Below are 13,356 nucleotides of genomic sequence, written 5' to 3'. Positions count from 1 at the left end.
AACAGAGGCCCCCACGCTTGCCACTGCGTGTGCTGCGCTGCCCCCCGAGGGGGCCTTCGCGCCTTGGGGCGGCCCGGCGGCGCTCAAGCCGGCTCCTGCAACCCGGCCCGGCTTTTCGCCCGGCCGGGTTTTTTATCGCCGATAATTGACGTTTACGTCAACGTCAACTCTTCAGGAGACCCCATGCAGATTCAAGGCAAGGTATTCATCGTCACCGGCGGCGCCTCGGGCCTAGGCGAAGGCACGGCGCGCATGCTCGCGGCCAACGGTGCCACGGTCGTGATCGCCGACATGCAGGCCGACAAGGGCCAGGCGGTGGCCAAGGACATAGGCGGCGCCTTCGTCCAATGCGACGTCAGCAGCGAGGCCGACGGCCAGGCCGTGGTCGCCAAGGCCCAGTCGCTGGGCAAGCTCATGGGCCTGGTCAACTGCGCCGGCATCGCCCCGGCCGAGAAGACCGTGGGCAAGAGCGGCCCGCACAACCTGGCGCTCTACACCAAGACCATCATGGTCAACCTGGTCGGCAGCTTCAACATGATCCGCCTGGCCGCCGAGGCCATGTGCAAGAACGAGCCCGAGGCCACTGGCGAGCGCGGCGTGCTGATCTCCACCGCCAGCGTGGCCGCCTACGACGGTCAGATCGGCCAGGCCGCCTACAGCGCCTCCAAGGGCGGCGTGGTCGGCATGACGCTGCCGATCGCGCGCGACCTGGCGCGCAACGGCATCCGCAACATGACCATCGCGCCCGGCATCTTCGGCACGCCCATGCTGTTCGGCATGCCCCAGGAGGTGCAGGACGCGCTGGCCGCCAGCGTGCCCTTCCCCTCGCGCCTGGGCACGCCCGAGGACTACGCGAAGCTGGCCAAGCACATCATCGAGAACGACATGCTCAACGGCGAGGTGATCCGCCTGGACGGCGCGATCCGACTGGCGCCGCGCTGAGTCGCGCACTAACATGCGCGGAGACTCTCGGGAGAAAAGCGCATGAGAACCACCGCACTGGCTCTTGCCGCAGCCCTGTTCGCCACGGGCTGCTCGACCACCCCCTCCGGCCCGAACTACAGCGTGCCGGCCCAGCCCGAAGGGGCTTCGGGCTACACGGAAAAACCGGGCTGGGCGACCCGCAAGTTCGCCGTGGCCGCGGCCAACCCGCTGGCCACCGACGCCGGCTACCAGGTTCTCAAGGCCGGTGGCTCGGCTGTCGACGCGGCGATCGCCGTGCAGATGGTGCTGACCCTGGTCGAGCCGCAGTCGAGCGGCATCGGCGGCGGCGCCTTCCTGCTGCATTTCGACGGAAAAGCGGTCGAGGCCTTCGACGGGCGCGAGACCGCGCCGGCCGCGGCCACCGAGCGTCTGCTGCTGGCGCCCGACGGCCAGCCCCTGCCCTTCTACGAGGCCGTGGTCGGCGGCCGCTCGGTCGGCGTGCCGGGCACGCTGCGCATGCTCGAGATGGCGCACCGCCAGCATGGCAAGCTGCCCTGGGCCCAGCTGTTCCAGCCCGCGATCACGCTGGCCGAGCAGGGGTTCAAGCTCAGCCCGCGGCTGAACACCCTGCTGGCCGACGAGAAACACCTGGCCAAGGATCCCGTGGCCGCCGCCTACTTCTACGACGCCGCCGGCAAACCCTGGCCGGTCGGCCATGTCCTGAAGAACCCCGAGCTCGCCCGCGTGCTGAAGGCCGTTGCCGCGCAGGGCGCCAAGGCGCTGCACGAGGGCGAGCTTGCCCTGGCCATCGTCGACAAGGTCCGACGGCATCCGACCAACCCCGGCCTGATGTCGCTGGCCGACCTGGCCGGCTACCAGCCCAAGAAGCGCGCCGCGCTGTGCCATGACTACACGCCTCAGCCGCCCCAGCGCTGGCGCATCTGCGGCTTCCCGCCGCCGAGCTCCGGCGCGATCGCGATCGGCCAGATCCTCGGCATCCTGGGCCAGACCCGGGCCGCCAGCCTGCCGCTGCAGGACGGGCTGCCTTCGGCCGACTGGCTGCACCTCTACACCGAAGCCTCGCGCCTGGCCTTTGCCGACCGCGCCCAGTACCTGGCCGATCCGGATTTCGTGGCGCCGCCGGCCGGCAGCTGGATGAGCCTGCTGGATCCCGCCTACCTGGCCAGCCGCGCCCGGCTGATCGGCACGCAAAGCATGAAGACGGCCCAGCCCGGCAGGCCGGGCGGCGTGGCCAGCAGCCACGCGCCCACGGCAGCGCAGCCCGAGTACGGCACCAGCCACATCAGCATCGTCGACCCCATGGGCAATGCGCTGGCCATGACCACGACCATCGAGGACGCCTTCGGCGCGCGCCAAATGGTCAAGGGATTCCTCCTCAACAACGAACTGACCGACTTCAGCTTCGACCCTGCCGACGCCCAGGGCCGGCCCATCGCCAACCGCGTCCAGCCCGGCAAGCGCCCGCGCTCCTCGATGGCGCCCACGCTGGTGTTCGACGTCGCCAGCAACCGGCTGATCATGAGCGGCGGCAGCCCTGGCGGCGCCCTCATCATCCACTACACGGCCAAGACCCTGTACGGCGTGCTGAACTGGGGCCTGACGCCGCAGCAGGCGATAGACCTGCCCAACTTCGGCTCGCTGAACGGCCCCAGCCTGCTGGAGCAAAAGCGTTTCCCGCCGGCCACCGTGGAGGCGCTGCGCGCGCGCGGCGCCGAGGTGAGCGAGATGGACATGACCAGCGGCCTGCAGGCGCTCACGCGCGGCCAGGTGCATGGCGAGCCGCTGTGGCTGGGCGGCGCAGACCCGCGCCGCGAGGGCATCGTGATGGGTGAATGAGATGACCTGCCTCCACCTTTTCCTCGACTGGGGCGGCACCCTGATGGCCGAGGACGGGCCGGCCGAGCTGCCCATGGTGGACTGGCCCCATCCGCGCGTGCTGCCCGGCACGCTGGAAGCGGTGGCCGAGCTGGCCGCGCAGCGCCCGCTGTCGCTGTGCACCAACGCCTCGGTCTCGACCCGGCCCCAGATCGAGCAGGCCCTGGCTCGCGCCGGCCTGGGGCGCTTTTTCAGCCATGTGTTCTGCTTTTCCGAGCTGGGCGCGCGCAAGGACTCGCCCGCCTTCTGGGACGCGGTGTTCGCGCGGGTGGCGCTGCCGCGCGAGCAGACGCTGATGGTCGGCGACAGCCTGGCGCAGGACGTGCTCGCGCCGCAGCGCTTCGGCGTGCCCGCGATCTGGTTCAACCCGCAGGGCCTGGCGCCGCCGCCCGGCACGCCACCCGTGCGCATGCTGCGCTCGCTGGGCGAACTGCCGGCGCTGCTGGCCAGCGAGCCCCCGCCGGGCGATAGGCGAAAATAGCCGGGTGGCCATCCCCCAGTCTTTCATCCAGGAACTGCTTGCACGCACCGACGTCGTCGAAGTCGTCGGCCGCTACGTGCAGCTCAAGAAGGGCGGCGCCAACTTCATGGGCCTGTGCCCCTTTCACGGCGAGAAATCGCCCAGCTTCAGCGTCAGCCCGACCAAGCAGTTCTACCACTGCTTCGGCTGCGGCAAGCACGGCAACGCGATCGGCTTCCTGATGGAGCACGCCGGCCTGGGCTTCATCGAGGCGGTCAAGGACCTGGCCCAGCAGGCCGGCATGCAGGTGCCCGAGGAAGAGGCCAGCCCGCAGGAGCGCGAGCGCGCCGCCGCCGAGCGGCAGAAGCAGGCCACGCTGACCGAGGTGCTGGAGAAGGCCGGCGAGGCCTACCGCAAGCAGCTCAAGGCCTCGCCGCGCGCGGTGGCCTACCTCAAGGGCCGCGGCCTGTCGGGCGAGATCGCCAAGCGCTTCGGCCTGGGCTACGCACCCGAGGGCTGGCGCAGCCTGGCCAGCGTGTTCCCGCATTACGACGACCCGCTGCTGGCCGAGAGCGGCCTGGTGATCGTGCACGAGGAGGACGACAAGCGCTACGACCGCTTCCGCGACCGCATCATGTTCCCGATCCGCAACGTCAAGGGCGAGTGCATAGGCTTCGGCGGACGTGTGCTCGGGGATGAGAAGCCCAAGTACCTGAACTCACCCGAGACCCCGGTGTTCCACAAGGGCCGCGAGCTCTACGGCCTGTTCGAGGCCCGCCACGCGCTGCGCGAGGCCGGCTACGTGCTGGTCACCGAGGGCTACATGGACGTGGTGGCGCTGGCCCAGCTCGGTTTCGAGAACGCCGTGGCGACGCTGGGCACGGCCTGCACCAGCGAGCATGTGCAGAAGCTGTTCCGCTTCACCGATTCGGTGGTGTTCAGCTTCGACGGCGACGCCGCGGGGCGGCGCGCCGCGCACAAGGCGCTCGAGGGCGCCCTGCCCTACGCGAGCGACGTGCGCACGGTGAAGTTCCTGTTCCTGCCGGCCGAGCACGACCCCGACAGCTACATCCGAGAATTCGGCCGCGAGGCCTTCGCCCAGCGCGTGGGCGAGGCCATGCCGCTGTCGCGCTTTCTGGTCGAGGCGGCGCAGGAGGGCTGCGAGCTCGCCAGCGCCGAGGGACGGGCCCATCTGGCCAGCAACGCCCGGCCGCTGTGGACCCAGCTGCCCGACGGCGCGCTCAAGCGCCAGCTGCTCGCCGAGCTCGCCGAGCTGGTTCAGCTGGACGCGCACGAGCTCGGCGAGCTCTGGCAAGGCCCGGCCGGCGGCGGCGCGGGCGGTCCGCCGCGCCAGGCGGGCGGACCGGCAGAGCGGCCCAGGCCGCAGAACCCGTCGCGCAGCTTCGGCAAGGGCCCCGGCGGCCGGCCGCAAGCTGCCCGGTTCACGCCCAGGCCGGGCGGGCGCGTGCTGCCGGCCAGCCGCGCCGACCACGCCGCGCGCCTGCTGCTGGCCCGCATGGTGCTGTGGGACGAGCTGTCCAGCGAGGACCACGCCATGCTGTGCGAGCTGCCGGCGCCGCATGGCGCCCTGTTCGTGTGGCTGGAAAGCCAGTTCCACGACCATGGCCCCCTGCCCTGGGGCGCGCTGCGCGACGACCTGCAGGGCAGCGAGTTCGAGGCCCTGGCCCTCAAGCTCATGAGCGGCCATCTGCCCCTGGAGGGGGCCGAGGCCTCGCCCGACGAGGCCCAGGAACTGCGGCGCGAGTTGCGCGGCCTGCTCAACCTGATGCTGATCGACCGCCTCAACAAGCAGCTGGCGGCGCTCGCCACCGGCGGCACCGACGCCGAGACGCTGCAGCGCTACCGCAGCCTCTACGAGCGCCGCAGCGAATTGCTGGCCGGCGGCTGAAACAGGGCGCCGGGGCTTGAAAATCGGCGAGACAGGTATAATGTAAGGTTTGCTAGCGGCAAGAGCGACAGCAGCACCTCCGGACCGGCCACAGCCACAGCGCATCCCCCATGATGGGACGGCCACCTCACCGCAAGGACTGCACACCAAATGTTCGCCCACCCATCTTGCCCTTGAGCGCGGCCTCCTGCGGAGTCCGCGTTCTGCCACCCGCGCCGGGAGAGTGCGGCGCCGTGCGTTTCCTTGTCCGTTTTTGAAGTTCCGAGGTAGTTTTTCATGCCCGTTCAAAAGTCCAAGAAGCCCGCTCCGTCCGCTGCCACCCGTGCGGCATCCCCTGCTGTGAAGGCGGCGGCCAAGGCCACCGCCAAGACCGAAACGAAAGCCAAGACCGTGTCCGCAACGAAGTCCGCCGCCGAAGAACTGAAAAAGACCGCCAAGACCGAGACCGCCGCCGAGCCGGCGGCCAAGAAGAAGCCCGGCCGCCCGCCCAAGGCCGCCGCCGAGAAGGACGCGCAGCCCAAGACCGGCGCCAAGCGCGGACGCAAGCCCAAGGCGGCCGCCGCCAAGCCCGAGGTCGAGGACACGGACCTCAGCGACATCGAGGACGAGCTGGCCGGCGAACCAGTGGCCGAGACCCCCGAGAAGGTCAAGCCGCTGCGCATGAAGATCAGCAAGGCCAAGGAACGGGCCTTGATGAAGGAATTCGGCCTCGACGAGACCGTGCTGACCGAGGAGGAGATGCTCAAGCGCCGCCAGCGCCTGAAGACCCTGATCAAGCTCGGCAAGACGCGCGGCTACCTGACCCACGCCGAGATCTCCGACCACCTGCCCGACAAGCTGGTCGACGCCGAGACGCTGGAAGTCGTGATCTCCATGCTCAACGACATGGGCGTGGCGGTGTACGAGCAGACGCCCGACGCCGAAACCCTGCTGCTGACCAACACCGGCCCCACGGCCGCCACCGAGGAAGAGGCCGAGGAAGAGGCCGAGGCCGCCCTGTCCACGGTGGACAGCGAGTTCGGCCGCACCACCGACCCGGTGCGCATGTACATGCGCGAGATGGGCACGGTGGAGCTGCTCACGCGCGAGGGCGAGATCGAGATCGCCAAGCGCATCGAGGGCGGCCTGATGGCCATGATGGAAGCCATCTCGGCTTCGCCTGCGACCATCGCCGAGATCCTGCGCATGGCCGGCGACATCCGCGAGGGCAAGGTGGTGATCTCCACCATCGTGGACGGCTTCTCCAACGCCGACGAAGCCGACGACTACGTGGCCGAGGAGGACTTCGACGAATTCGACGAAGCCGACGACGACGACGGCAAGGGCGGCTCCAAGGCGCTGACCAAGAAGCTCGAGGAGCTGAAGAACCAGGCGCTGGAGCGCTTCGACCGCATCGCCGAGATGTTCGAGAAGGTGCACAAGGCCTACGACAAGGAAGGCTGGGGCACGCCCGCCTACCAGAAGGCCCAGTCCGCCCTGTCGGCCGAGCTGATGACGATCCGTTTCACGGCCAAGACCATCGAGAAGCTGTGCGACATGGTGCGCGGCCAGGTCGACGACGTGCGCAAGAAGGAGCGCGAGCTGCGCCGCATCATCGTCGACAAGTGCGGCTACCCGCAGGAGCATTTCATCGCCGACTTCAGCGGCCGCGACAAGAACGGCAACCGCGTGGCCTCCAACCTGCTGAACCTCAAGTGGATAGAGAAGCAGGCCAGCGCCGGCAAGCCCTGGAGCGCGGTCATGGGCCGCAACATCCCGCCGGTGCAGGACCTGCAGCAAAAGCTGACCGACCTGCAGTCGCGCGTGGTGGTGCCGCTGGACGAGCTCAAGGACATCAACAAGCGCATGAACGAGGGCGAGGCCAGCTCGCGCGACGCCAAGAAGGAGATGATCGAGGCCAACCTGCGCCTGGTGATCTCGATCGCCAAGAAGTACACCAACCGCGGCCTGCAGTTCCTGGACCTGATCCAGGAGGGCAACATCGGCCTGATGAAGGCGGTGGACAAGTTCGAATACCGCCGCGGCTACAAGTTCTCGACCTACGCCACCTGGTGGATCCGCCAGGCCATCACGCGCTCGATCGCCGACCAGGCGCGCACCATCCGCATCCCGGTGCACATGATCGAGACCATCAACAAGATGAACCGCATCTCGCGCCAGCACCTGCAGGAGTTCGGCTTCGAGCCCGACGCCAGCATCCTGGCCGAGAAGATGGAGATCCCCGAGGACAAGATCCGCAAGATCATGAAGATCGCCAAGGAGCCGATCTCCATGGAAACGCCGATCGGCGACGACGACGACAGCCACCTGGGCGACTTCATCGAGGACAGCGCCAACACCGCGCCGATCGACGCCGCCATGCAGGCCGGCCTGCGCGACGTGGTCAAGGACATCCTCGACAGCCTGACCCCGCGCGAGGCCAAGGTGCTGCGCATGCGCTTCGGCATCGAGATGTCGACCGACCACACGCTGGAGGAAGTGGGCAAGCAGTTCGACGTCACGCGCGAGCGCATCCGCCAGATCGAGGCCAAGGCCCTGCGCAAGCTCAAGCACCCCAGCCGCAGCGACAAGCTGCGCAGCTTCATCGACTCGCTGTAGGGCTTTTCATCCCGGGCCTGCCGGGGTCCTGGATCACAGCGCCCCAAGCCCGTGGCCAACGGGCTTGGGGCGCTTTCTTCTTCATGGCAAACCGCCCGCATCGCGCGGCAGCCTCAAACCATCCGGCCTGAGCGGAGGCCGAATCACTCTCCCGTCATGACCCGGTTGCGCCCGGACTCCTTGGCCCTGTAGAGTGCTTGGTCGGCCCTGGCGCTGACGGCCTCGGCGCTTTCTCTGCGACGGAATTCGACGACCCCGCAACTCAAGGCGCTCGCAAATTCACGGCCATCGGCATGGTGCCGCACCCCGGAGAACGCCTCCTTCAGACTCTCCAGCAGGGACACGGCCGCCGCAATCTGCGTGTGAGGCAGGATCACGGCGAATTCGTCACCGCCGACGCGGCCGATGATGTCGGTCCGGCGCAGGCGCCGCTTCAGCAGCTCGGCAAGGGTTCTCAAAACGCGGTCCCCGGCCAGATGGCCATGGTTGTCGTTGACCTCCTTGAACAGGTCCACGTCAATCATGGCCAGGCAAAACGCCTCGCTCTGCCGCGCCGCCCGCGAGATCTCGGTCGACAGGCGTCCCTTGAGGGCGGCGTGATTGAGCAAGCCCGTGAGGCCGTCGCATTCGATGTAGGAGCGCATGACACGGTAGCGCCGCAGCCGCGTCGTCACCGCGGAAATCAGATGCGCCGGCTCGATCGGTTTGGTGAGGAAGTCGTCGCCACCCAGCTTCATCGCCGTCAGCTGTTTGCCCGTGTCGTTTTCCGAAGACAGGAACACGATCGGCACCATGTCATAGTTCTCCAGCTGCCGGATCACCGCGGCCAGCTCCATCCCGGTGCAGCCGGGTAAATACATGTCCATGAGCACCAGGTCGGGCTTGAAGTTGGCCAAATGGGCAAGAATCTGCATGGGATCGGTGACCACGTCGGTGCGTATTCCCGCCGATTGCAAGACATGGGCGTAATGCTGGGCCAGCGGTTCGCTGTCCTCCACGATCAACACCCGGTAGGGCTCGGGCTGCTGGTCCGAGGTCAGGCCATCGAGGATATTGAGCAGAACGCCGATCTCCACCGGCTTCATGATGTAGGCGGCCGCCCCAGCCCGGGAGGCGGCGAGCCGGGCCTGCAGGTCTCCGCGGACAGACATGAACACAACCGGCGCCTTGAGGAACCTGGCCGCGGCGAGTTCCATGATGGCTTCGACCCCGGCCAGTTCGCCTTGGGGAAAGACGATGTCCATCAGGATGACGGCCAGCGCCGGATCGGCCATGGCTTCGTAGAGCCATTCCGGCGTTTCGAAGGTCCTGACCTGATAGCCGAAGTGGCGCAACTGCAAGGCCAGGTCGGTGGCCAGCGCCACGTCGTCTTCCACCAGGTAGATCAGCTTCCTGGCAACGGCGGATGCTGCTGCACTCGATGGAATCGGCGTCGGCATCGGGACGGCCGGTTCCTGCGCCGCCCGGCACAGGGTTTCAAGCAGTTCGGTGGTGGCCGCGATTTCCGCCTCGGAGAGGCGCCGCGCGGCCTCGAGGGCCGCATTCACCGTGATCTCCAGTCGTCGCGCCGCCTCGGACAGCTCCGGATAACCGAAAGTGGTTCCTGATCCGGCCAGCCCGTGCGCGAGGTGGCGCAGCGTCCGCAACGCGTCCTTGTCCTGGTGGCTACGGAACGCCTGCTCGACCAGCGCGAGCTTGGCCGGCAAGGCGCTGGCGTAGCTCTCCCGCAATTGACGTAACTGCTCGGCGAGAGCTTCGTTTGCAATCATGGTGTCAGCGCCTCAGCCCTGGCGCGTGGCCCAGATGCCGCGCACCGTGGCCGCCAGCGTCATGGGATCGAAGGGTTTGGCGATCACGTCCAGCGCCCCCAATTGCCGATAGCGGGCCACCTCGCCGGCCTGCACCTTGGCGGTCATGAATACGACCGGGGTTTGGTCGAATCCCGGCAGCGCGCGCAAGGCCGCCAGCGTGGCCGGCCCGTCCAGGCCGGGCATCATCACATCCAGCAGGATCAGGTCGGGGGCATATGTAGGGGCGGCAGCGACAGCCTCCTGCCCCGAACTGCACACCAGGAGTTGGAAACCGCCCACGGTCTCAAGAGCGATGCGAGCCACCATCTGGATGTCGGGCTCGTCCTCCACGTACAGGATCCGCTGCAGGGCTTGCTCCGCCATTTCCGTCTCCTCATATCCTCTTTGGAACACTTTACCGAACCGTGTCTCATGCCTGGCCAGTGAAGGTCCGGATGGCCTCCAGAAGTTCCGGGTTCGACACATGGGACTTCACCAGCGCGGCCGCCACCCGGCCGGACTCCTCAGCGGAGAGCTCGCGCCCGGAAAACACCAGCACCGGCGGCTTGGGCACCTGCTGGTCGATGATCTGCAACAGGTCCCAGCCGGACTGGTCCGGCAACTCGAGGTCCAGTATGACCAGGTCGTAGCGCCGGGTCGACAGCAGTTCCGCCGCCTCGCGGCAACTGGCGGCAGCTTCGAACTCGGCCACCTCGCTGCACAGCGAGGCCACCACATGGCGTACGTCGGGGTCGTCCTCCACGTGCAGCACGCGACTCTTGCCGCCTTTGACGCCGCGGGTCCCGCGGCGCAGGGCGTCGAGCAGCCTCGCCCGATCGATCGGCTTGGCCAGCCAGTCCTGCACGCCGAGCCCGTCGCCCTCGCCGGGCCGGGGCTTCGACCGCAGATGGCCTGACAGCACGATGATGAACTGGTCACGGGTGGCGGGATTCTCACGCAGTTCGCGCAGGAACGCCCTGCCGTCGGCGTCGGGCAGCTGGATATCCAGGGTCATGGCGGCGAACCCGCCCTCGGCCAGCAGCCGGCGGGCCGACACGGCGTCGTAGGCGGGCACGGCCTCGTAGCCGGCGTGGCCCAGCATCATGCCAATCAGCGCGGAAACGTCGTGGTCGTCCTCGCAGACCAGCACCCTGGGCCGAGCGGCGGCACCCCGGGGGATTTCCGGGACGGCCACCGGCTCCGGCTCCATCCATTCGGGCAGGTCGACATGGAAGCTGGTGCCCTCGCCCTCCCGGCTGACGAACCCGATGCTCCCGCCCATCGCCTCCACGATCGCCTTGGAAATCGACAGGCCGAGGCCCGTGCCACCCTTCTGGCGGGAGTCGGACGCATCGGCCTGGGAAAACTTCTCGAACACCTTGTCCTGGAACGCGGCCGGCATACCCGGCCCATGGTCGGTGACCGAGAGGCGGATCATGCTGCCGTCCCGCACCAACCGCAGCTCCACGGTGGCGCCGGCCGGCGAGAACTTGGCTGCATTGGACATCAGGTTGGTCAGCACCTGCATCAGGCCATCGGTGTCCACCCGCGCCCGGGCGCCTGGCAGCGGCGCAGCCAGCGCAAAGGACACGCCGAGCTGCCCGGCATAGGCCTGGTTGGCGGCAATGGCCTGCTCGACCAGGGGCTGCAGTTCCCTAGGCTGCAGGTCGAACTGCATGCGGCCGGATTCGATCTTTTCGATGTCGAGGATGTCGTTGATCAGGCGCACCAGGCGTTCGCTGTTCTTGCGGGCGATGTCCACCAGTGTCCTGGCCTGGCTGGAAATCTCGCCGCTCACGCCGCCGGCTAGCAGGCCCAGCGATCCCATGATGGAAGTCAGGGGGGTGCGCAGTTCGTGGCTCACGGTGGAGACGAACTCATTCTTCATCCGCTCCACGTTCTTGCGCTCGCTGATGTCCTCGAGTGTGCCCACGTAGCCGAGCAGTTGTCCGCCACTCTTCATGGCGGCGACCTTGCAGCTCACCCAGGTGACAGCGCCGTCGCTGCGCAGGAAACGGCATTCGGCGTTGAAGCTGTGGTCTTGCGCCAGGGCCTCCCACCACTTGGCCAGCACCTGGTCCCGGTCCTCGGGGTGGATGCCTGTGCTCCAGTCCGCCCCCGCCATGGCCTCGGCGGAATAGCCAGTGATCTTCTGGTAGGTCGGGTTCACGTGCTGGCAACGCCCATCCACATCCGTGACGAACGTGCCCAAGGGCGAGGCCTCGTCCATGGCGGCAGCACGCGCGACGCTCGCCGTCAGGTCGGCCTCGACCCGCCTGCGTTCCGCAATTTCAACGGCGAGCCCCGTCGCATAGCGGCGCTGCCGGCTGAATACCAGGCCGACGCCGGTCAACGCCAAGACCGAGATCAGCCCCAGCAGGCCGAACGCTTCGACCAGGCCCTGCCGCGCCACCACCGCGGTGGACGCGATGGGCCGGGTGATTTCCAGCACGCCACGCAGGTCGCCAGCCTTCCAGTCGGTCTTCGGGCTCGCCGCGTGGCTGTTGTGGCAGGCAATGCACTGGGTCCGCATGCGGTCGGCCACCGCGTAGCGAATCACCGGCTGCCCCTGGGATTGCTCCATGCGGAAAAACGCCTGCGTGGGATTGCTTTTCAGCGCGACCAGGGCCTCGCGTTCGAAGGCATCGCGAGGGCCGCCGTCCTTGCGCCAGGGGAAAGGGTACTCGCTGTAGAGCCGCACGTTCATGCCCGAACCGCGCTCGCCGATGCGCCGACCCAGCTCGATGGTCAAGGTCGCAGGCAGCGGGATCGCACCATCTTTCCCCTGGTATTCGTGCGTGGCATCGATGCCGTGCCCGCGCACTTTCTCCACCACCTCCGATGTGTACAGGCTGCGCAACTCCTCCAGGGTCTCGGACTGCAGGCGCGCTCCTTGCACCGCCATGGCGGAGACCAGTTGGCTCTGCAAACTGTGCAGATGCCAGAACGCCCACACGGTTGCCGCGACGACCAGAACGGTCAATATCAATACGCTGTGATCGAAGAAAATCCGGTCAATGGCGTTTTTCCGATCAGCCGGAGAGGGGCCATGTTCGTCCAATTCGGTTCCTCTTTTTGTTTGTACCGCCGGCGAGCTGTCCGCAATGAAAAGACGCAATGACGAAATCATTTGATGGGATGCGCCTCCGAAACTGCCCGCTTGAGCCTTCAACCCATCCCCGCGCACCATAAACCACATGAAATGAATGCGCAACCCGGCTGCCTCGCCGAATGCCCCGCCCCGCCCTCTGCATAAAATCGCCCCATGAACCTGCCCGCGCACCAACTCAGCATGACCGTGCTGATGTCCCCCGACATGGCCAACTTCTCCGGCAACGTGCACGGGGGCGCCATTCTCAAGCTGCTCGACCAGGTGGCCTACGCCTGCGCCAGCCGCTACGCCTCGCGCTACGTGGTCACGCTCAGCGTGGACCAGGTCATGTTCCTGCAGCCCATCCACGTGGGTGAGCTCGTGAGCTTCCTCGCCAGCATCAACTACACCGGCAAGTCTTCAATGGAAGTGGGCATCAAGGTGGTGGCCGAGGACATCCGCACCCAGGAGGTGCGCCATGTCAACAGCTGCTTCTTCACCATGGTCGCGGTCGACGAGGACCGCAAGCCGGTGCCGGTGCCCCAGCTGCGCCCCTTCACGCCCGAGGAAAAGCGCCGCTTCGACGCCGCCCTGCTGCGCAAGAAGCTGCGCCAGGAACTGGCCGTGCGCTTCGCCGAGGCGCGCTCGCCCGCGCCCAGCGCGGGCTGACCGTGCAGCCCCCCCACCC

At 67.7% G+C, this 13,356-nt stretch carries 9 protein-coding genes; 6 read left to right on the top strand and 3 right to left on the bottom strand.

What is annotated here, in order from left to right:
• Positions 1-183: 183 nt before the first annotated feature.
• The 5 genes from FFS10_RS17265 (at position 184) to rpoD (ending at position 7,787) form a co-directional block, all read left to right on the top strand.
• A complete protein-coding gene (locus FFS10_RS17265; protein WP_137895715.1) occupies positions 184-942 on the top strand; it encodes a 3-hydroxyacyl-CoA dehydrogenase in 759 nt (252 codons plus the stop codon).
• 42 nt (positions 943-984) lie between these two features.
• Positions 985-2,781 (top strand): gamma-glutamyltransferase family protein, encoded by a 1,797-nt coding sequence (locus FFS10_RS17260; protein WP_137895714.1) that lies wholly within the window; start codon positions 985-987, stop codon positions 2,779-2,781.
• Position 2,782: 1 nt separating this feature from the next.
• Complete coding sequence (locus FFS10_RS17255) at positions 2,783-3,301, top strand: HAD family hydrolase (protein WP_137895713.1); 519 nt, start codon at positions 2,783-2,785, stop codon at positions 3,299-3,301.
• A gap of 4 nt (positions 3,302-3,305) precedes the next feature.
• Complete coding sequence (dnaG, locus tag FFS10_RS17250; RefSeq protein ID WP_137895712.1) at positions 3,306-5,189, top strand: DNA primase; 1,884 nt, start codon at positions 3,306-3,308, stop codon at positions 5,187-5,189.
• Between the two features lie 276 nt (positions 5,190-5,465).
• Positions 5,466-7,787 carry an RNA polymerase sigma factor RpoD gene (gene rpoD, locus FFS10_RS17245; RefSeq protein ID WP_137895711.1) on the top strand — a complete coding sequence of 774 codons (2,322 nt, stop codon included), beginning with the start codon at positions 5,466-5,468 and terminating at the stop codon, positions 7,785-7,787.
• Positions 7,788-7,930: 143 nt separating this feature from the next.
• Here the strand turns inward: rpoD and FFS10_RS17240 are convergent, their stop codons facing one another.
• From FFS10_RS17240 to FFS10_RS17230, 3 genes are read right to left on the bottom strand one after another with little or no spacing between them, the layout of a single operon-like run.
• The gene (locus FFS10_RS17240; RefSeq protein WP_137895710.1) at positions 7,931-9,556 is read right to left on the bottom strand and encodes a diguanylate cyclase; all 1,626 of its coding nucleotides are present in this window, start codon (positions 9,554-9,556) and stop codon (positions 7,931-7,933) included.
• 12 nt (positions 9,557-9,568) lie between these two features.
• The gene (locus FFS10_RS17235) at positions 9,569-9,961 is read right to left on the bottom strand and encodes a response regulator (RefSeq protein WP_137895709.1); all 393 of its coding nucleotides are present in this window, start codon (positions 9,959-9,961) and stop codon (positions 9,569-9,571) included.
• A 46-nt stretch (positions 9,962-10,007) separates the two neighbouring features.
• Complete coding sequence (locus FFS10_RS17230) at positions 10,008-12,638, bottom strand: response regulator (protein ID WP_171016009.1); 2,631 nt, start codon at positions 12,636-12,638, stop codon at positions 10,008-10,010.
• A 204-nt stretch (positions 12,639-12,842) separates the two neighbouring features.
• On the opposite strand from FFS10_RS17230, the gene FFS10_RS17225 reads away from it, so the two are divergent.
• Positions 12,843-13,337, top strand: coding sequence for an acyl-CoA thioesterase (locus tag FFS10_RS17225; RefSeq protein WP_137895707.1), 495 nt, complete (start codon positions 12,843-12,845; stop codon positions 13,335-13,337).
• Positions 13,338-13,356: the final 19 nt, after the last annotated feature.

Source organism: Ramlibacter sp. 2FC, from assembly GCF_005503345.1.
Taxonomy (GTDB): Bacteria; Pseudomonadota; Gammaproteobacteria; order Burkholderiales; family Burkholderiaceae_C; genus SCMQ01.
This window is presented reverse-complemented; position numbering and strand designations above follow the sequence as displayed.

Coding starts and splice junctions, on each gene's coding strand:
- FFS10_RS17265 (WP_137895715.1), top strand. CDS start 184: ATGCAGATTCAAGGCAAGGTATTCATCGTCACCGGCGGCGCCTCGGGC.
- FFS10_RS17260 (WP_137895714.1), top strand. CDS start 985: ATGAGAACCACCGCACTGGCTCTTGCCGCAGCCCTGTTCGCCACGGGC.
- FFS10_RS17255 (WP_137895713.1), top strand. CDS start 2,783: ATGACCTGCCTCCACCTTTTCCTCGACTGGGGCGGCACCCTGATGGCC.
- rpoD (WP_137895711.1), top strand. CDS start 5,466: ATGCCCGTTCAAAAGTCCAAGAAGCCCGCTCCGTCCGCTGCCACCCGT.
- FFS10_RS17240 (WP_137895710.1), bottom strand. CDS start 9,556: ATGATTGCAAACGAAGCTCTCGCCGAGCAGTTACGTCAATTGCGGGAG.
- FFS10_RS17235 (WP_137895709.1), bottom strand. CDS start 9,961: ATGGCGGAGCAAGCCCTGCAGCGGATCCTGTACGTGGAGGACGAGCCC.
- FFS10_RS17225 (WP_137895707.1), top strand. CDS start 12,843: ATGAACCTGCCCGCGCACCAACTCAGCATGACCGTGCTGATGTCCCCC.